We start from the raw sequence: 19,060 nt of genomic DNA on the forward strand, positions 1-19,060 counted from the left end.
GGCGGCGGAGCATAATCGGGTTGCAACTGTCAAGCAAAAGTCTTAGCCTTTTCATAGATGGAGGCTTGTCCGATTTCTACTGCGCGGACTGCATGGGGAGCGATAACCAATGAATTCCTACATGAATATGGGAGCAGGCGCATTGCTTGGTACGATCTTCGTACTGATGTCAGTGTCCATTGCGTCGGAGGGGATTTTCCACGCGCCGAACCCCGAAAAGGAAGGCTATGCCATCGTGGCTGCCGAAGCGCCTGCCGCAGGCGGCGCGGAAGGTGCGGCACCGGCGGCAGCCGACAAGCCGATTGCGGAACTGCTGGCATCGGCAGACGTCAAGGCTGGCGAGGCCATTTTCAAGAAATGCACAGCCTGTCATAGCGTCGACAAGGGCGGAGCCAACAAGGTCGGACCGAACCTTTGGGGCGTTGTCGACCGGCCCGTCGCCAGTCATGAAGGCTTTGCCTATTCCGCCGGTATGAAGGATTTCTCCAAAGGCAGCTCCGAGCACTGGACCTTTGAAAACCTCAACCATTTCCTGACCGCGCCAAAGAAATTCGTGGCGGGTACCGCCATGGGCTTTGCCGGTCTTCCCAAGGAACAGGACCGCGCCAACCTGCTGGTATATCTGCACAACCAGTCAGACAATCCGGTGGCGCTGCCGACCAATTGATCGACCGCTGTGGTAAACGCGGCAGCGGAAAAGCATGATATAGATAAAACGCCCGGCAACATTGCCGGGCGTTTTTTGTACCGTATTTTGCTGCTCTGAAGAACGTTTCCGATGCCGCGCGTCATTATGCGCGGCATCAATCATTGATGTTTCTTACTTCTGCCAGCTCTTCACCAGTTCATCATAGTTGATGGTGATCGGCTTTTCCTTTTCGTTGGCCAGCTTGGGCTGTGGCGCCAGGCTGCCGTGGTCCTTGGCATATTTTTCCCAATAGGCAGCATCCTTCGGCTCGTTCAGCTTGGGGCCGAATTCGCCCTGCACCTTGGCGCGTTCCAGACGGGAGAGAATGCCCTCCTGGGCCTTGCACAAGGCATCCATGGCTTCCTGCGGGGTCTTGGCACCGGCTGCCGCATCGCCAATATTCTGCCACCACAATTGCGCCAGCTTCGGATAATCAGGCACATTGGTTCCGGTCGGCGTCCACTGCACGCGAGCCGGCGACCTGTAGAATTCCACCAGACCACCGAGTTTCGGGGCGCGGTCAGTGAAGGTCTTGTCCATGATCGATGACTGGCGAATGAAGGTCAGGCCAGTCTGGCTTTTCTTCACATCCACGGTTTTGGAGGTGACGAACTGGGCATAAAGCCAGGCGGCTTTGGCTCGGTCCGTTGGCGTAGACTTCATCAATGTCCAGGAGCCGACATCCTGATAGCCGAGCTTTTGGCCTTCATGCCAGTAGGAACCATGCGGCGATGGGGCCACACGCCATTTCGGCGTACCGTCGTCATTGACAACAGGCAGTCCGGGCTTGGCCATATCGGCGGTAAAGGCCGTGTACCAGAAGATCTGCTGGGCAATATTGCCCTGGGCGGGAACCGGGCCGGATTCGGAGAAGGTCATGCCCTGCGCTTCCGGCGGGGTATATTTCTTCAACCATTCCAGATATTTGGTGACGGCATAGACCGAGGCCGCCCCATTGGTATCCCCACCGCGATCAACGCAGGAACCGGTCGGTTGGTCCTTGTCATTGACGCGGATGCCCCATTCATCGACGGGCTTGCCATTCGGCAGGCCCTTGTCGCCATTGCCGGCCATCGACAGCCAGGCATCGGTAAAGCGCCAACCCAGCGAGGGGTCCTTCTTGCCATAGTCCATGCTGCCATAGACTTTCTTGCCACCGATTTCGCGTCCGGTGAAGAATTTGGCGATGTCCTCATAGGCCGACCAGTTGACCGGCACGCCCAGCTCATAACCGTATTCTTTTTTGAACTCCTCCTTGATCTTCGGGTCATTGAACCAATCGTAGCGGAACCAATAGAGGTTGGCGAATTGCTGGTCGGGAAGCTGGTAGAGCTTGCCATCCGGGGCTGTCGTGAAGGACAGGCCGATATAATCCTTCAAGTCCAGCATCGGATCGGTGACATCCTTGCCCTCGCCCGCCATCCAGTCCGTCAGGTTGCGGACCTGACCATAGCGCCAATGGGTGCCGATAAAGTCGGAATCGTTGACCCAGCCGTCATAAAGGTTCTGGCCAGTCTGCATCTGGGTCTGGATCTTCTCGACGACATCACCCTCCTGAATGACGTCGTGAATAAGCTTGATGCCGGTGATCTTGCTGAACCACGGTGCCAGCACCTTGGATTCGTAGGCATGGGTGGTCAGCGATTCGGAGACGACGTGGATTTCCATGCCCGCAAAGGGCTTGGCCGCATCCACATACCATTGCATCTGCTTTTCCTGATCCGCCCTCGACAGCGAGGATTCCCCGTTGATCTCCTGATCGAGAAATTGCTTGGCCTCATCCATACCGGCATAGGCAGCACCAGTCATAGCCAGCAGCATCGCCGCCGTCGTCGTCATTAAGTGCTTTCGCATCATGTCCTCCCAGAGTTTGCGATTGCAGGCGTATTTCAAAATATTTCAGCGTTTCCTTGGAAACATTGAAATATTTTAACTCTTTGCTTTACGCATTTCCGGACGGAAAACCGCTTCACACTTTTCCTGGAAATGCTCTTACCTCTCAAACCGTCCGGAACACGCCGATGGCGTAGATGACCGAAAGGCCGAGAGCCCACCACAGGCTGAGACTGGATAGCCCCAACCATGCGAGATGAATGAAGGCGGAGCCAAGCAACGACACGAACAGCCTGTCGCCGCGTGTCGTCTCGAACCGCAGGATGCCGACGCGCGGATTGCCGCCCGGCGAAACATATTCCCAGATCGACATGGCGATCAGCAGGGCGAGAATAGTGATGAAGAACAGCGCCGTGGGCGTGGTCCAGGCCATCCATGACAGGTTCATCGTGTCCTCCTCAGACGCGGCCGAGGGCAAAGCCCTTGGCGATATAATTGCGAACGAAATAGATCACCACGGCGCCGGGGATCAGCGTCAGCACACCGGCTGCGGCCAGCAGGCCCCAATCCACACCGGAGGCAGACACCGTGCGGGTCATGACGGCGGCAATCGGCTTGGCATCAACAGTGGTCAGCGTCCGGGCGATCAGCAGTTCCACCCATGAGAACATGAAGCAGAAGAAGGCCGCGACCCCAATGCCGGAGGCAATCAGCGGTATGAAGATCTTCACGAAGAAGCGCGGAAATGAATAGCCGTCGATATAAGCCGTTTCATCGATTTCCTTGGGGATACCGGACATGAAACCTTCCAAAATCCACACCGCCAGTGGCACGTTGAACAGGCAATGGGCCAGCGCCACCGCAATATGCGTGTCGATCATGTCGAAGGCCGAATAGAGCTGGAAGAACGGCAGGGCAAACACGGCGGGTGGTGCCATGCGGTTGGTCAGCAGCCAGAAAAACAGGTGCTTGTCGCCCAGAAACCGGTAGCGCGAGAAGGCATAGGCAGCCGGTAGCGCGCAGGCGACCGAAATCACCATGTTCTGCACCACATAGATGATCGAATTGATATAGCCCGAATACCAGGACCGGTCGGTGAAGATGGTGATGTAATTCTTCAGCGTCGGCTCATGCGGATAGAGCGTCAGCGAACTGAGGATTTCCTGGTTGGTCTTGAAGCTCATGTTGACGAGCCAGTAGATCGGCAGCAACAGGAACAGAATATAAACGCTGACGATCAGGACGGAGCGAAGGGATCGGCTGGTGTTCATGGCTTAGTCTCCCTTCGGTGCGGTAGCGCTCTGGGCGTCGCTATGGGTCATGACAGTGTAGAAGACCCAGGACAGCAGCAGGATGATCAGGAAGTAGATGATCGACATGGCCGCCGCAGGTCCGAGGTCAAACTGGCCCAGCGCCATTTTCACCAGATCGATCGACAGGAAGGTGGTGGAATTGCCAGGACCGCCGCCGGTGACGACGAAAGGCTCGGTATAGATCATGAAACTGTCCATGAAGCGCAGCAGCACGGCGATCAGCAGCACCTGTTTCATCTTCGGCAACTGGATGTAGCGAAACACCGACCAGCGCGAGGCGCCATCAATCCGGGCCGCCTGATAATAAGCGTCGGGAATCGACACCAGACCGGCATAGCACAGCAGCACGACAAGGCTGGTCCAATGCCAGACATCCATGACGACGATGGTCGCCCAGGCATCAAACGGATTGGCCACGTAATTATAATCGAGACCGATGGCGTTGAGGGTATAGCCGAGCAGGCCAATATCGCTGCGTCCGAACACCTGCCAGATGGTGCCGACCACATTCCACGGGATCAGCAGCGGCAGGGCCATCAGCACCAGGCAGACCGGCACGCCAAGCCCGGTCTTCGGCATGTTCAGCGCAATCAGAATGCCAAGCGGCACTTCGATGGCGAGAATGATCATCGAGAAGATCAGATTGCGCCACAGCGCATCCCAGAACCGTTCCGATTGCAGCGTCTGGGTAAACCAGTCGGAACCGGCCCAGAAGAAGTCGTTATTGCCGAACGTGTCCTGCACCGAATAATTCACCACGGTCATCAGCGGAATCACAGCGGAAAAAGCCACCAGCAGCAGAACCGGCAGCACCAGAAACCAGGCCTTATTGTTCCAGGTCTTGTTCATGACCGTAACCCTCCCAATCCGGCACCGGCGAAATCGACACGCCAGGAGTTTGCGTAGATATTGATAGCGGCCGGATCAAAGCTCACCTTCGGCTCAGCGGGAATATCGGCATCCTCCCGCAACACGATAGAAATCGGTTGGTCGGCAAAGCGGGCGCGAACGATTTTCTGGCGACCGATATCCTCGACTTTGGAAATCTGCACCGGCATGCCCTCGCGGCCAAGGCGAATGAATTCCGGGCGAATGCCAAGCTCAGTAAGCGCTTCGCCCGGGATGACCGGACGGCCCGGCAGAGCGACCCGCTCTCCACCAATCATCGCAGTATCGCCATCGATGCCGGCGGCCAGCACGTTCATGCCCGGTGAACCGATGAAATAGCCGACAAATGTATGTTTAGGCCGGTCGAACAACTCGGCTGGCGTACCGATCTGGACGATTTGCCCGTCATACATCACCACCACCTTGTCGGCGAAGGTCAGGGCCTCGGTCTGGTCATGGGTGACATAGACCATGGTATAGGCGAATTCCCGGTGCAATTGCTTAAGCTGGGCGCGCAGCATCCATTTCATATGCGGATCGATCACCGTCAGTGGCTCGTCGAACAGGATGGCGTTGACATCGGAGCGCACCAATCCGCGACCAAGTGAAATCTTCTGCTTCTGGTCGGCGGTCAGTCCCTGCGCCTTGCGCTTGGCCCAGGCTTCGAGATCGATCATCTTCAGGATGGTGCGCACCCTGGCATCGACTTCCGCCTCCGGCACACGCCGATTTCTGAGCGGAAAGGCCAGATTGTCGTAAACCGTCATCGTGTCGTAGACGACGGGAAACTGGAACACCTGGGCAATGTTGCGCGCCTCGGTGGACAAGTGCGTTACATCCTTGTCGCCAAACAGGATGCGCCCATCCGAAGGCTGCAACAGGCCGGACATGATGTTGAGCAGGGTGGTCTTGCCGCAGCCGGAGGGACCGAGCAACGCATAGGCACCGCCATCGTCAAACTCGTGATGCACTTCCTTCAGTGCATAGAGCGGATTGGCCAGCCCCTTCGGGCCATAGGCGTGGCGGATATGATCGAGGGAAATTCGGGCCATCTTTTACTCCCCCTGTCCGGCCAGATGTCCGGCAAGCGCCCGGCCACTGGCATCGAAGGCCATCAGGTGGCGGGTATCGAGATGGACCTGCACATCGCGGCCCGGTTCGATATCGTGAATGCCATGCTCCAGCATCACCCATCGCTCCCCGGCATAATCGAGATGAATATAGCTTTCCGAACCGGAAATTTCCGAGATCATCGAGCGAGCCACCAAAGGAGCGACCCCTTCACTCGACGAGGCTATCGCCAACGACAGGTGATGCGGATGAAAGCCCAGCGTCAATGGCTCCTCCGGCACCTGCGAAAGGTGCCGGGGCACGGTCAGAACCGGAATTCCGCCGATCATGAAATGCCCTTCCCGCCGGATGGCCTGAACGGTGTTCAGCGGCGGATCGGCAAAGGTTCGGGCGGTTTTCAGGTCCGCAGGGCGCCGATAGACGTCGATGGTCGGGCCATATTGCGTGACGCGGCCTTCCGAAAGCGTGGCGGTATGGCCACCCAGAAGCAGGGCTTCCGACGGTTCGGTCGTCGCATAGACGAAAATCGCGCCCAGTTCGGCAAAAATCTTCGGCAGTTCCTCGCGCAATTCCTCACGCAGCTTGTAATCCAGATTGGCCAGCGGCTCATCCAGCAGAACCAGGCTTGCCTGCTTGACGATGGCGCGGGCCAGCGCCGTGCGCTGCTGCTGGCCGCCGGACAGATTGAGCGGCGTGCGCTCCAGATAGGGTGTCAGCTTCAAAAGCTCGGCGGCTTTTTTCACTTCGCGGTCTATGGTGGCCCTATCGACCTTGCGCACCCTGAGCGGCGAGGCGATGTTTTCATAGACGCTGAGGGCCGGATAATTGATGAATTGCTGGTAGACCATGGCAACCGACCGGTCCTGCACCCGCAAACCGGTGACGTCCTTGCCATCGAACAGCAGGGAACCGGATGTCGGCTTATCCAGCCCGGCCATCAACCGCATCAATGATGTCTTGCCCGACAGGGTCGGCCCAAGCAGAACGTTCAGCGACCCGCGTTGCAGGGTCAGGTTGACGGGATGGATGTGAACATCCCCCGCCACCACCTTGGACAGGTTTCGCAATTCCAGCATTGTGCGTCAGGCCTCCTCCGCCCGCCGACAATGACAACGGTCTGCGTCGGAACCGACACATCCATCCGCTATCATTCTTGCATTTGCCGCGCTCAAACCCTTTGACCGACACGGTCCGGGTTCTTATGCGGCACTCCCTCTTGCGCGCTTGGCCTGTCAGGCCGCCCGCGCCTCCTCGATATAGTCTTCCAGCACTTTTGCCTGTTCGGCACTCAGGAACAGACCCTGTTTGGTGCGGCGCCAGAGAATATCCTCCGCTGTTGCCGCCCATTCCCGGGCAATCAGCCAGTCAACCTCCGCCTGATACAGGGTTCCCCCGAAATAGCGCCCAAGCTCCTCCAGGCTTTTGGCACCATTGATGATCGTAGGAGCAAACGTTCCATAACACCGTACAAGCCGGCGCGCGCACCGATCCTCCAGGAACGGAAAGGCTTTTTGCAGCCTCTCCACTTCCGCCAGATAGCCGGTTGCCGGAAAATCACCGCCCGGCAAATGGCTGGTCGCCGTCCAGGGTTTGCCCTTGACGCCGATGGCCTCGCCGATCTTTTCCAGCGCATGTTCGCCCAGACGCCGATAGGTGGTGAGCTTGCCGCCGAATACATTGAGCAGCGGCGCGGCCTTTTCCGGCGTTTCCAGTTTCAGCACGTAATCGCGGGTGGCTTCCTGCGCTTTGGAAGCACCGTCATCGTAGAGCGGTCGCACGGCGGAATAGGACCAGACAATGTCCTCAGGCCGGACCGGTTCGGCAAAATATTCGCTGGCGGCACCGCAAAGATAGTTAATCTCGGCGCTGGAAATCTTCACATCCTTCGGATCGCCCTGATAATCCTGATCGGTGGTGCCGATCAGGGTGAAATCCGTCTCATAGGGAATGGCGAAGATGATGCGATTGTCCGGATTTTGGAAGAAATAGGCACGGGGATCATCGAACTTCTTCCTTACCACGATATGGCTGCCCTGCACCAGCCGCACGTTGTGGACATTATTTCTACCAACCGCATTGGATAGCACGCTATCGACCCATGGCCCGCCTGCATTGACAAGCATCCGCGCCTTGTAGGTGCTGCGGGCGCGGCTGGAGCGGTCTTCGACCTCGATGATCCAGAGATCCCCATCCCGGTGCGCACCAATGACGCGGTTGCGACTGAGGATCTTGGCACCACGATCCGCAGCGTCGCGGGCATTCAGTACGACAAAGCGGGCATCATCGACCCAGCCATCCGAATATTCAAAGGCGCGGATAAACAGCGGCTTCAGCGGTTTGCCCGCCTTATCCTTGCGCATGTTCAAGGTCTTGGTGGCGGGCAACAATTTGCGCCCCCCCAGATGATCGTAGAGAAACAGGCCCAGCCGAATCAACCAGGCAGGACGAATGCCGCCCTTGTGGAACGGCAACACGAAACGCATCGGCCAGATGATGTGCGGCGCCATGGCCCAGAGCACTTCGCGCTCCATCAGCGCTTCACGCACCAGCCGGAATTCATAATGTTCAAGATAGCGCAAGCCGCCGTGAATGAGCTTGGTGGCGCCGGAAGACGTGCCAGAGGCGAAATCGTTCATTTCCGCCAGCGCAACACTATAGCCGCGCCCGACCGCGTCACGAGCAATGCCGCAGCCGTTAATGCCGCCACCAATAACGAATATGTCGAAGACAGGATCGCCAGACACGTTTCTCTCCCTTTCGCAATGCAGCATTACAGTGCGCATGCGAAACTGGACATAGCTAAAACGAACTTAAAACGAATGTCAAACGAAAGTTTAGCAGTTCCTATTCAGTAGACCGCTATGCGGCCCTGAATGCCTCGATCAACCGCACATCATGCTCACGGCAAATAGCGGCAAGGCCTTCGATATCGCAGACGTCAGTGATGAACGTGTGAACCTGGCTGAGATGGCCAATTCGCACCGGCGCGGCGCGCTCGAATTTGGAGGAATCGGCCACCAGAATCACATGCCGGGCATTGGCGATAATCGCCTGCGCCACCTTCACCTCCCGATAATCATAGTCCAGCAATGCGCCGTCCGGATCGATGGCGGAAGCACCGATCACCGCATAATCCACCTTGAACTGGCGGATGAAATCGACCGCCGCTTCCCCGACGATCCCGCCGTCGGAGCCACGCACGACGCCGCCGGCGATTACCACCTCAATGCCTGGAAAGACCCGCAGGCGATTGGCAACGTTGATATTATTGGTAATGACCATCAGGTCCTTGTGGTCAAGCAATGCTTCGCCCACCGCCTCGGTCGTCGTGCCGATATTGATGAACAGCGATGCATTGCTGGGGATCAATTCGGCGGCAGCCCGTCCAATCGCCTGCTTTTCCGGCGCGGCCATTGAGCGGCGCGCTTCATAGCGAACGTTTTCGGCACCGCTTGGAAAGATCGCTCCTCCATGGACCCGCGTCAACCGACGCGTCTCACAGAGATCATTGAGATCCTTGCGGATGGTTTGCGGCGTCACCGAAAAGCGCAGCGCCAAATCGTCCACCTGCACCCGGCCTTCCGCCTTGGCGATGTCGAGAATGTCGGATTGCCGGGCAGACAGAAACATGCACCCCTCCCCGTTTTCGTTTTTCTTTCATCATAATCCAAAACGAAAGCGGTGCAATGCGCCTGACGTCTCACGTGAAACGTTTATAAAAACCGGCTGGTAATCAGATAGCCAATCCCGGCTGCGGTGGCCGTCAGCACCGTGCCCCAGGCCATATCGACCAGGCTGAGCGTCAGTGACCAGGATTTCAAGGTGGCCAGATTGGTCATGTCATAGGTACCATAGGCGATCAGCCCCAGAAGGGCACCGCTGACCAGAGCCGTTAACAGGCTGCCGCTTTGCAGGGCTGGACCGACCGCAAAATAAACAATGCCGACGATATAAAATAAATAAAACAGACCCGCAGCGGTGAAATTGGGCTGATCCCGCATCATATCGCCGATGCGGGACTTGTAAAAACCCAGCGCAATTTTGCTGAGCCAGAGGAAATCGAGGGTGAAAAACACCGCAGCCGTGGCACAATAGGCAATTGCATAGCTGCGCATATGGTCTCATTCCTTTAAAGTGTCGGCTATATACCGAGGATCGGTTGAAACAGCCGGACAAGTCGGCTCTTAAACCGTAGGGGGGCGTCGGTCACGGCCAGGCAGATGCAATCTTCGCCATCTTCAGCAATAGGCTGATGTTCCAGTTGCTCGTCTGCTTCCTCCAGATCGCCACGGGCAAACCGCCCCTGTCCATCGTGGAAGCTGCCTTTCAGCACCAGTGTCAGTTCGCGACCGCCATGGCTATGTTCCGGCACCGGCTTTCCGGCCGGAATGCGCAGCAGACGCACGCTGGTTTCACCATCGCGGGTCTTGATCGGAATGTGATATGCGCCGCGCCCAAGCGACTTCCATTTCAAACCATCAAGATCCTGTCCCAGATAGGAACGAAGCGGTTCCGGCAGGATCGCATCGCGCTGCCGGTGGGTGGCGTCCGGCGACGCCTCAACCCGGCTGACGGTGCTTTCCCTGGTCCGTTCGCCGGAGGCAGTCAGCCTTGCTCGCATATCTTGCCAGGAGCGGTCGAAGCTACGATCGGCATCAACAGGTTTTTCCGCCTCCAACAATGCCCCGGCAGTAACCTCCATGGTCGCAAGGCGCCGGCGACAATCGGGACACAAGGCGAGATGGGTAGCAATGGCAATGCCCCAGCCTTCGGCAAGGCTGCCATTGGCGTAATCGAGCAGCAATTCATCGCTGACATGATGGTGAACAGTCATCAGCGATCCTCCTCTGAGCGGTCTTCAAGGGTGGCACGAAGCTTGGCAAACGCCATGCGGATTCTCGACTTCACCGTGCCGAGCGGCAGATTGAATTCCTTGGCAAGCGCGCTGTGCGGAATTTCGTGAAAGAAGGACCGTTGCAACAGCTCCAACTGCTCCTGCGGCAATTGTCCCATGGCCTTGTGCAGCCTTTCCGCATCCTGGCGGTTTTCCAGATCCTGATCGGCTGGCATCACCTCGTCAGGCACGAAGGCCGGGTCGTTCGGATCGAATTCCGGCCGATTCTGCTTGCGATAGGCCGAAACCCGCAGATTTCTGGCAATGGTAAAGATCCAGGCGGAGACATTGCCCCGGGCCGGATCGAATAATGCGGCCTTGTTCCAGACCACCATCATGGTTTCCTGCATCAATTCCTCTGCCGCCTGCTGGTCACGCGCCTGACGAGCCATATAGGCCTTTACGCGCGGACCGTAATGGCGGAACAATGTTTCGAATGCTTCCACATCCCGTTCGCGAGCAACTGCTGCGAGCATGGAAGACATGTCTTCGATTTCAGCCTTCATAATCATCCCGTTTGCGCCAGAAGGCACGGATCTCCCACCCAACCGGCTGCGCCTGAAAAGGCGCGGGGCCGTCACTCTCTTATTGTGGCATTCCAGAGCCGCTTGGGAAATGATTATTGTCATGGCGCTTTCTACGCCTTCTTGCGAAAACTGGATCACTGCCCGAAAAAAAATCCGCTCCTGGCAATCCAGCCTCTGCTGGCATTCGTAAATACTGTAAACGAACAACCGGGAGGCGACCGCTCTTATGAAGATCGGATTAGACAGCGGATTGACCACAGGTGCAAAGCGCATTGCCGTGGTCGGATCGGGAATTTCCGGTCTATCCTGCGCATGGCTTTTGTCCAAGGGTTTCGATGTCACGGTGTTTGAGGCTGAAAACCGCTTCGGTGGTCACGCCAATACCGTCAACGTCGCAGGACCAAACGGACCTGTGGCTGTTGATACCGGGTTCATCGTCTATAACGACCGCAATTATCCAAATCTCGTTGCCCTGTTCGATCATCTCGGCGTGCCAAACCAAGCCTCCGACATGTCCTTTGCAGCCTCGCTGGATGCGGGCCGTTTTGAATATTCCGGCTGCGGGCTGGCGGGTTTGCTCGGTCAGCGCAGCAACGTGCTTCGCCCACGCTTCTGGCGCATGGTGGCTGACATAATGCGCTTTTACCGGGAAGCGCCTTTGCTGCTCGAGCGCCAAGACCTGACAGCGGCAACGCTTGGCGATTATCTCGATCTGGAAGCCTATAGCAATGCGTTTATCGAGGATCACCTCCTGCCGATGGGCGCTGCGATCTGGTCGACGACCGCTGCCGACATGCGGGCCTATCCGCTGAATGCCTTTGTCCGGTTCTTCATCAATCACGGTTTGGTCACGTTGAAGAACAGGCCGCAATGGCGCACGGTGACCGGGGGCAGTCGTGAATATGTCCTGCGCATCAAGCAGGCGACCAAGGCCGATTTCCGGGCCAACGATCCGGTCAAAGCCATTATCCGCAGTGCGCTGGGGGTGAAGATCGTCACGCAAAGCGGCTATCAGGATCGTTTCGATCAGGTTGTTGTCGCCACCCATGCGGATGAAGCACTGGCGCTGCTGGACGATGCGCAAGGGCTGGAACGGGCGCTGCTTGGCTGCTTCGATTACACCAAAAATGTTGCCGTGCTGCATTCCGACACCAGGCTGATGCCAAAGCGCAAACAGGTCTGGGCCAGCTGGAATTACATCGGCGAAGAGCGCAAGGCTGGCGAAGGGCCGCTCTGCGTAACCTATTGGATGAACCGGTTACAGGGCCTCGACGCCTCGCTGCCTCTGTTCGTAACGCTCAATCCTTCGCGTGATATCGACGAGTCCAAAGTGCATCAGGTCTTCAACTACGCCCATCCGCTTTTCGATGCCAAGGCAATCGCCGCCCAGCGCCAGCTCTGGCAATTGCAGGGGCGCAACAGGACCTGGTTCTGCGGTGCGCATTTTGGCAGCGGCTTCCATGAAGACGGACTCCAATCCGGTTTGGCTGTTGCCGAACAACTGTCAGGAATTGCCCGTCCGTGGTCGGTGGAAAACCAATCGGGCCGGATTTTTGTCGAACCGATGCTGGCGGCAGCGCAATGAGCTGGTCATCGGCAATATTCACCGGTGCGGTTGTGCATCAACGCCACCGGCCTAAAAAGCATAGTCTGCGATATCAGGTCTTCTGCCTGCTGGTCGATCTCGATGAACTGCCAGCTATAGACAAGTCGCTTTGGCTTCTCGGATATAATCGCCGGGCGATCTTGAGGATCGACGACCGCGATCATGGCCTTGGCATTCCCGGAGGCTTGAAGGCCTGGGTTGCCAACCATGTCGAGCGGGCCGGTCTTAATACCGAAGGCATGAAAGTGAGCATGCTCTGCTACCCGCGCATGTTCGGCTATGTTTTCAATCCCTTGACACTTTATTATTGCTATGGGCCGTCCGGTACCCTGCTTGCCCTGCTTTACGAGGTTGAAAATACGTTTCACGAGCGGCACACCTATGTCATTCCGGCCAGCGTGGAAGAGGATGGCGCGATCCGCCACGCCTGCGCCAAGCAGATGTATGTTTCACCCTTCATGCCGATGGAATGCCTCTACCGGTTCAAAATCGTGCCGCCGGGCGAAACTGTAACCGTCGCCATCAACGAAGCCGACGAACAGGGGCCATTGCTCTATGCATCGTTTTGCGGAAAGCGCCGCACCCTTGATGATCGGGCCTTGTTGAGGGTTCTGGTCCGCTATCCGCTGATGACACTGAAAGTCATGGGCGCGATCCATTGGGAAGCGCTTAAACTCTGGGTGAAAGGCGTGCCATTGCATCGGCATCGCAAGGCGCAGAACCCAATCGCCAGTTCCATCATTCCGCCTGAGGCTGCAAACGCAAGGAGCCCGTCATGACCCATGCCGACCAGCAAACCGCGACACTTTCTCTCACCTCCGCGCCGCTGTGGCAAAGGGTGCTGTGTGGCTGGGCGGGCCGCCTGACCCATGGCCATCTGACGCTGTTGTTTCCTGACGGCAAGGAACATCACGTCACCGGCCGCGAAGCCGGACCATCCGCCGTCTTGAAGCTCAACAATGCCCGTCCGGTGTGGCGGGTGATGGCGGGAGGGACGCTCGGCTTTTCGAGGTCCTATATGGACGGCGACTGGGACAGTCCCGATATTGCCGGATTTCTGGAACTTGCCATTGTCAATGAGGGCAATTGGCACGGGCTGATGTCACCCTCCGCACTGCTGGGCAAGCTGGCGCTGCTGCGCCATAAGCTGAGGCGCAATTCCAAGGCCGGGAGCCGGCGCAACATCGCTTTCCATTACGATCTCGGCAATGCCTTCTATCGCCATTGGCTGGATGAGACGATGACCTATTCATCGGCGCTCTATACCCACACCCATCAATCGCTTGGCGAGGCGCAGGCCGCCAAATACCAGCGTATCGTGGAGCAATTGGCGCTGGGGCCGGAGGATCACGTCCTGGAAATCGGCTGCGGCTGGGGCGGCTTTGCCGAACATGCCATCCGCGCCAGCGGGTGCCGGGTAACGGGCCTGACCCTCTCCACCGAGCAGGCCGCCTATGCGCGCCAGCGGATGCAGTCAGCAGGATATGCCGAGCGGTGCGATATCCGGCTGGAAGATTACCGGGATGTGCAGGGCCGGTTCACCAAGATCGTTTCCATCGAAATGTTCGAGGCGGTCGGTGAGGAAAACTGGCCGGTCTATTTCAACCGGGTACGCGATCTGCTGGTGGACGGCGGCAAGGCCGTGGTTCAGGTCATCACCCTGGATGAGGGTCGCTTCGAGCAATATCAACGCGAAGCGGATTTCATCCAGACCTATATTTTTCCAGGCGGTATGCTGCCGTCCGTCGAGCGATTCGAAATCTCGGCGATGAAGGCCGGACTAAAAACCCGCGATACCTTCCGCTTTGGCCTCGATTATGAACGCACTCTTCTCACCTGGGACAAAAGCTTTACCGCCCATTGGTCCAAGATCGCACCGCTGGGCTTTGACGAGCGGTTCTTCCGTATGTGGCGCTATTACCTGCATTACTGCGCCGCAGGCTTTAGAACCGGACGGCTCGATGTGGTGCAGTTCGAGCTTGAAAAGTAAACGGTCGATCATCAATCAAAAAAGGGGGCGAAGGCCCCCTTTTTCACGTTATGACATTGTGGAAATATCTCAGGTCTTCCGCAGCATCTTGCGCGTCAACGCGAAATACAGCGGATAAGGCAAAAGCCTCAACAGCTTGAGCGACAACACCATTTGCCAGGGAAAGGCGATTTCAAATTTTCCGGCCTCCATCCCTTTTTCAATGTGATCAGCAGCTTGCTCAGCCGTCACCAGGAAGGGCATGGGGAAGTCATTCTTGTCGGTCAGCGGGGTTTTGACAAAGCCCGGATTGATAATGCTGATCGCCACGCCCTTTTCGAGAAGTCCAGGACGCAAGGCCTCAGCCAGGGTGATCATCGCTGATTTGGTCGCTCCGTAAATGCCACCGCCCGGCAGGCCACTATAGCCAGAGACCGAACCGACAAGGCCGATCCGGCCTTTGCCGCGCGCCACCATCACGGCAATCACTGCTTCCAGGCAATGGCCGGTGCCGACCAGATTGAGATCAACCATCCGGCGCAATTGCTCAGCATCGAAACGCTCGGCTGTTTCACGGATATAGGAGCCTGCGGAAAACACCGCTATGTCGATTGGGCCAAGCTTGGCTTCGATGTCGCCCACAACCTGTTTCACCGCGTTCCCATCGGTAATATCCAGTGGAAAAGCATGAATGCGGTCCGGATTTTCAGCCGCCAGCGCCAGCAAATCCTCGGTCCGCCGGGCGCTGACCCCGACGATATAGCCTTCACGCGCCAATTTCAGGGCAAGCGAGCGGCCAATACCGGAACTGGCGCCGGTGATCCAGGCGACCCTGGCGCGCGGCGAGGATGACATGACCATCACTTCACAATCCCTAAGTGCTTTTGTGCCTTTACCTTGGCAGCATGTCCGGCCTTATGGAAGGACACGGTGGTCTTGGCGACCGGAAAGCCGAATTTCGTCACCCAGGCGGTGTTGAGCACGGTACCATCCGGCTTCAACACCATCTTGTCGTAGAACCGGACCTTGTTGGACTGGGTCTCGGGCGAGAGATAGACGAGATAGTTGAAACGAGCGGTATCGCCGCTCAGTCGAACCAGCGCATTGCCGACCACATCCTCCCGGGTTCCGGTATAGGTCGTCGGTCCCGTCTTGACGAACCGCCAGGTTTTGCGGTCGCGCGTGCCATCCTCGAAGCGGAAATCCTCCCGCAGCGTCAGAACATGGCCATCCCATTTGCCAGTGAGATCGACAGTGAATTTGCGGCTGACGCCATTAATGGCGGCGAAATGTCCCTCGGCCACGGTCTTGCCGACGAAATAGTCCTCGAAGGTAAAATCGGCCGCAGTTGCGGCGCCAACCGAGGAAAACAGCCCGACACTCAGACCAAAAAGCGCAGATTTCAGTCCCGACATGATCAAATCTCCGGTTTATTGCTATCGTTACTTTCACTACGCGCCAAACGGGCTGCCGGATTGGTTTCTACCACTCGATCACGGAACCGTCATAGGCGAAAAAGCCCCCGGTCTGGGCGGGAGTGAGCGTGTCAAGCACGGATAGCAGCAGGCCCGCGCTGTGATCCGGGGCAAACCGTTCATGACCCACGGCGAAATTGGCAGAAAGCCCGGTATCGACACTGCCGGGATGCAGGCTGGCCACTACCGCTTGCGGACGTGTCCGGCCAATCTCGATGGCGGCAGTGTGGACGATCTGGTTAAGCGCTGCCTTGGATGCCCGATAGGAAATCCAGCCGCCAAGACGATTATCACCAATCGAACCGACCCGGGCCGACAGAAAACCCATCAGCGACCGGCTGTTTTTCGCCAGAAGCGGCGTGAAATATTTGAGCACCATCGCTGGACCAATGGCATTCAGGGCGAACTGGGCCGCCATTGCCTCAGAAGTTACGGCTTTGATGGCTTTTTCTGGCCCAACGCCGTTAATGGTCAAAGCGCCCGTTGCACAAAGGATCAGATCGAAGCTTTGGTGCTGACCAGCCAGCCGATGCGCGCAGGCAGCGATGCTCGCCTCATCCGTCAGATCAAAACCGTCCTCGCGGCGCGACAGCGTCGCCACATCCTGGCAGGCACTATCCTGCCTCAGAACCTCGCAAAGCGCCGAGCCGATACCGCCGGATGCGCCGATGACCAGAGCGCTATAGCTTGGGCGAAGCGATGTCATTGATGTAAAACGACGCATTTTCCACCTCTTTGCGACATTTATTGTTCTGCCAGTCATCCGAATGCTGACGGGCCGCGTAACACCTCTACGATTCTACTCAGAACGATGGATCACAGGAGGAATTGGAATCATGCCGTTTCGACGTTTATTGATCAGTATCGCCCTGGTGGCCTGTGCTACCGGCACCGCGCAGGCCGCCAGTGAAAGCCGCTATACCTCCACCGACATCAAAAGCGATATCATCGGCAAGCGCATCTATCTCGCCACGCCGATGGGCGGGGAGTTTCCTCTGAACTATCGCACAAGCGGGGTCGTTGATGGCTCGGGAGAAGCTCTGGGTCTCGGCCGCTTCGTGAAGCCCAATGATACCGGCAAATGGTGGATCAATGGCGACCGCCTCTGCCAGCGCTTTACCACTTGGTATAAAGGCACGCCAATGTGTTTCGAGCTCTATAAAACCGGCGATAAAAGCCTGAACTGGATCCGCGACAATGGCCAGAAGGGGACAGCCAGGATCGGGCAATCCCTGTAATCTGAGGTGGCAAATGCTGGAGCCTTTTGACCAATGGGACATTCAACCGTTTGGCAAATTGAAGCCAATTCCATATACCGCACGATTTTCACTGGCGGAATATGAAACGATCAAGAAAGGTTTCATTCCAAATTGCATGGAGGATAAATGGGTTATTTTTTTCGCCGCCCATTCACTCTTTCTTCATCGGAGTTGGACAGGGGCGGCTGTATATCGCGTGGATTTTTCTGAAAGATCGAACACGTTTAATGTCAAAAATGCTTATGTGGACGAGGCTGTGTGTCAAAAAGACAATAGCGCTTATGACGCAGCACTATTGTCTTTTTTAATAGATAATATTCTACTCTCCAGGAGTTCACCCTTCCCTATGATCGAGGCAAACAGGAATTTGCCGGCCGGTGCCTACCAGCATCATATTGCAGGCACCGGATACAGGGAAACATCTTTCAAACCTCCCCGCCCCTGTTGGAGGTTTTGGGGACGGGATAATTAAGCTTTTGGCGGATTGTCGCGTTTGAAAATCCAGTCATGGTCGGGGTGGTTCTGAAAGCGCCATTTGCGCATTGGACCTGCCATGACGTTGAGATAATACATCTCATAGCCATAAGGCGCTCCACAAGGATGGTGGCCCTTGGGCACCAGCACCACGTCGCCATCGGACACGGCCATGGTTTCATCCAGTGTACCATCTTCGGTAAACACCCGCTGAAAGCCAAAACCTTGAGCCGGGTTGAGACGATGATAATAGGTCTCTTCCAGATAGGTCATATCCGGGAAATTATCCTCATCATGCCGATGCGGCGGATAGGATGACCAGTTGCCCTGCGGGGTGAACACTTCTGTCACCAGCAGGCTATCAGCCACATCACGCTCTTCCATGGCGATGGGGAAGATGTAGCGGGTGTTGGCACCCTTGCCGCGTTCCGTGAGGGCTACACCTGCCGGGCCAATCACCTGTGCTTCACGACCGGGCTTTGCGGGGGCGGTGCAGACGGCCAATGTCACATCCGTGGTGGCGGTGGCGCTCCACTCGCTGCCTGCCGGGATATAGACGCAGTGAGGCGGCTTTTTCTCAAAAACATTCATGCGGTCGCCAAGTTCGCCAAAGCTTTTGCCCGAGCTGGTAATCTCGGCCTTGCCCTCGACCAGCACCAGAATCACTTCTGTTTCACCGGTCTGTTCAGCGGCCTTTTCGCCCGCCTTCAGCTTGTAAAGGCCAAAGCCGACATAGCCCCAATTGGCCGATTCCGGGGTGATGTCATGCACTTTTCCGGTGGTGCCCACGGGCTTGCGCAATAGATTGGTCATTTTTCATCTCCCTTTCCCGGTGTTTTGTAAAACACCCAGAACAGTTGCAGACCGGCATAAAACCCAAGCGCCAGCGAAATCATCGCCCAGGTTTGAGACCCGTTATAAAGTTCGATCCCCGCCCAGACCAGCGGCACCAGCACGACCAGAATGCGCACCCAGAGCGGCTTGAAAAACGGGTGGTGGGGATCGAGAAATTGCATGGGCTTACCTTGTGTGTTCGGGTCGGATTTTACTCCGTTCCGTAGAG

At 57.1% G+C, this 19,060-nt stretch carries 22 protein-coding genes; 6 read left to right on the forward strand and 16 right to left on the reverse strand.

Annotated features, from left to right (window positions below):
• Nucleotides 1–109: 109 nt before the first annotated feature.
• Nucleotides 110–667 (forward strand): c-type cytochrome, encoded by a 558-nt coding sequence (locus tag H1Y61_RS01355; RefSeq protein WP_180573495.1) that lies wholly within the window; start codon nucleotides 110–112, stop codon nucleotides 665–667.
• 153 nt (nucleotides 668–820) lie between these two features.
• Here the strand turns inward: H1Y61_RS01355 and H1Y61_RS01360 are convergent, their stop codons facing one another.
• From H1Y61_RS01360 to H1Y61_RS01410, 11 genes are all read right to left on the reverse strand, one after another.
• Entirely contained in the window at nucleotides 821–2,542 is a 1,722-nt protein-coding gene (locus H1Y61_RS01360; protein WP_180573496.1) for an ABC transporter substrate-binding protein, read from the reverse strand.
• Between the two features lie 145 nt (nucleotides 2,543–2,687).
• Nucleotides 2,688–2,969 carry a DUF2160 domain-containing protein gene (locus H1Y61_RS01365; RefSeq protein ID WP_174109582.1) on the reverse strand — a complete coding sequence of 94 codons (282 nt, stop codon included), beginning with the start codon at nucleotides 2,967–2,969 and terminating at the stop codon, nucleotides 2,688–2,690.
• Nucleotides 2,970–2,979: 10 nt separating this feature from the next.
• Entirely contained in the window at nucleotides 2,980–3,792 is an 813-nt protein-coding gene (locus tag H1Y61_RS01370; protein ID WP_180573497.1) for a carbohydrate ABC transporter permease, read from the reverse strand.
• A 3-nt stretch (nucleotides 3,793–3,795) separates the two neighbouring features.
• The gene (locus tag H1Y61_RS01375) at nucleotides 3,796–4,683 is read right to left on the reverse strand and encodes a carbohydrate ABC transporter permease (RefSeq protein WP_070147458.1); all 888 of its coding nucleotides are present in this window, start codon (nucleotides 4,681–4,683) and stop codon (nucleotides 3,796–3,798) included.
• Nucleotides 4,680–5,774: an ABC transporter ATP-binding protein gene (locus H1Y61_RS01380; protein WP_180573498.1), complete on the reverse strand. Its 1,095-nt coding sequence runs from the start codon at nucleotides 5,772–5,774 to the stop codon at nucleotides 4,680–4,682. Before H1Y61_RS01380 ends, H1Y61_RS01375 begins: the two co-directional genes overlap by 4 nt.
• Nucleotides 5,775–5,777: 3 nt before the next feature.
• Entirely contained in the window at nucleotides 5,778–6,869 is a 1,092-nt protein-coding gene (locus tag H1Y61_RS01385) for an ABC transporter ATP-binding protein (RefSeq protein ID WP_180573499.1), read from the reverse strand.
• A 156-nt stretch (nucleotides 6,870–7,025) separates the two neighbouring features.
• The gene (locus H1Y61_RS01390) at nucleotides 7,026–8,576 is read right to left on the reverse strand and encodes a glycerol-3-phosphate dehydrogenase (protein ID WP_409363952.1); all 1,551 of its coding nucleotides are present in this window, start codon (nucleotides 8,574–8,576) and stop codon (nucleotides 7,026–7,028) included.
• Nucleotides 8,577–8,652: 76 nt separating this feature from the next.
• A complete protein-coding gene (locus tag H1Y61_RS01395) occupies nucleotides 8,653–9,423 on the reverse strand; it encodes a DeoR/GlpR family DNA-binding transcription regulator (RefSeq protein WP_174109577.1) in 771 nt (256 codons plus the stop codon).
• Nucleotides 9,424–9,506: 83 nt separating this feature from the next.
• Nucleotides 9,507–9,908: a DUF2177 family protein gene (locus H1Y61_RS01400; RefSeq protein ID WP_180573501.1), complete on the reverse strand. Its 402-nt coding sequence runs from the start codon at nucleotides 9,906–9,908 to the stop codon at nucleotides 9,507–9,509.
• 26 nt (nucleotides 9,909–9,934) lie between these two features.
• Nucleotides 9,935–10,627 carry a ChrR family anti-sigma-E factor gene (locus tag H1Y61_RS01405; protein WP_180573502.1) on the reverse strand — a complete coding sequence of 231 codons (693 nt, stop codon included), beginning with the start codon at nucleotides 10,625–10,627 and terminating at the stop codon, nucleotides 9,935–9,937.
• On the reverse strand, nucleotides 10,627–11,193 hold the full coding sequence (locus H1Y61_RS01410; protein ID WP_235680808.1) for a sigma-70 family RNA polymerase sigma factor: 567 nt from the start codon (nucleotides 11,191–11,193) through the stop codon (nucleotides 10,627–10,629). The genes H1Y61_RS01405 and H1Y61_RS01410 overlap by 1 nt, the downstream gene beginning before the upstream one ends.
• Nucleotides 11,194–11,440: 247 nt before the next feature.
• Between H1Y61_RS01410 and H1Y61_RS01415 the strand changes: the two genes are divergently transcribed.
• Genes H1Y61_RS01415 through H1Y61_RS01425 form a run of 3 tightly spaced genes read left to right on the forward strand, consistent with a single transcriptional unit; the run spans nucleotide 11,441 to nucleotide 14,810 of the window.
• On the forward strand, nucleotides 11,441–12,799 hold the full coding sequence (locus tag H1Y61_RS01415) for an NAD(P)/FAD-dependent oxidoreductase (RefSeq protein ID WP_041696044.1): 1,359 nt from the start codon (nucleotides 11,441–11,443) through the stop codon (nucleotides 12,797–12,799).
• Nucleotides 12,796–13,599 (forward strand): DUF1365 domain-containing protein, encoded by an 804-nt coding sequence (locus tag H1Y61_RS01420; RefSeq protein WP_180573503.1) that lies wholly within the window; start codon nucleotides 12,796–12,798, stop codon nucleotides 13,597–13,599. Before H1Y61_RS01415 ends, H1Y61_RS01420 begins: the two co-directional genes overlap by 4 nt.
• Nucleotides 13,596–14,810, forward strand: coding sequence for an SAM-dependent methyltransferase (locus tag H1Y61_RS01425; RefSeq protein ID WP_180573504.1), 1,215 nt, complete (start codon nucleotides 13,596–13,598; stop codon nucleotides 14,808–14,810). Before H1Y61_RS01420 ends, H1Y61_RS01425 begins: the two co-directional genes overlap by 4 nt.
• Before the next feature lie 69 nt (nucleotides 14,811–14,879).
• Here the strand turns inward: H1Y61_RS01425 and H1Y61_RS01430 are convergent, their stop codons facing one another.
• The 3 genes from H1Y61_RS01430 to H1Y61_RS01440 form a co-directional block, all read right to left on the reverse strand.
• Nucleotides 14,880–15,650, reverse strand: coding sequence for an SDR family NAD(P)-dependent oxidoreductase (locus tag H1Y61_RS01430; protein WP_156619185.1), 771 nt, complete (start codon nucleotides 15,648–15,650; stop codon nucleotides 14,880–14,882).
• Nucleotides 15,650–16,204, reverse strand: a complete 555-nt coding sequence (locus H1Y61_RS01435; protein ID WP_180573505.1) for a DUF3833 family protein — start codon at nucleotides 16,202–16,204, stop codon at nucleotides 15,650–15,652. The genes H1Y61_RS01430 and H1Y61_RS01435 overlap by 1 nt, the downstream gene beginning before the upstream one ends.
• Before the next feature lie 67 nt (nucleotides 16,205–16,271).
• The gene (locus H1Y61_RS01440; RefSeq protein ID WP_235680809.1) at nucleotides 16,272–16,988 is read right to left on the reverse strand and encodes an SDR family NAD(P)-dependent oxidoreductase; all 717 of its coding nucleotides are present in this window, start codon (nucleotides 16,986–16,988) and stop codon (nucleotides 16,272–16,274) included.
• 112 nt (nucleotides 16,989–17,100) lie between these two features.
• On the opposite strand from H1Y61_RS01440, the gene H1Y61_RS01445 reads away from it, so the two are divergent.
• Nucleotides 17,101–17,502, forward strand: a complete 402-nt coding sequence (locus tag H1Y61_RS01445; RefSeq protein WP_012654565.1) for a hypothetical protein — start codon at nucleotides 17,101–17,103, stop codon at nucleotides 17,500–17,502.
• Nucleotides 17,503–17,515: 13 nt separating this feature from the next.
• Nucleotides 17,516–17,995, forward strand: a complete 480-nt coding sequence (locus tag H1Y61_RS01450; protein WP_180573506.1) for a hypothetical protein — start codon at nucleotides 17,516–17,518, stop codon at nucleotides 17,993–17,995.
• Here H1Y61_RS01450 and iolB read toward each other — a convergent pair.
• Together iolB and H1Y61_RS01460 are read right to left on the reverse strand one after the other, a co-directional pair.
• Entirely contained in the window at nucleotides 17,992–18,810 is an 819-nt protein-coding gene (gene iolB, locus H1Y61_RS01455) for a 5-deoxy-glucuronate isomerase (protein WP_180573507.1), read from the reverse strand. The genes H1Y61_RS01450 and iolB overlap by 4 nt on opposite strands.
• Nucleotides 18,807–19,013, reverse strand: coding sequence for a hypothetical protein (locus H1Y61_RS01460; protein ID WP_180573508.1), 207 nt, complete (start codon nucleotides 19,011–19,013; stop codon nucleotides 18,807–18,809). The genes iolB and H1Y61_RS01460 overlap by 4 nt, the downstream gene beginning before the upstream one ends.
• Nucleotides 19,014–19,060: the final 47 nt, after the last annotated feature.

It is taken from the genome of Agrobacterium vitis, assembly GCF_013426735.1.
In the GTDB taxonomy this organism is placed as follows: Bacteria; Pseudomonadota; Alphaproteobacteria; order Rhizobiales; family Rhizobiaceae; genus Allorhizobium; species Allorhizobium vitis_D.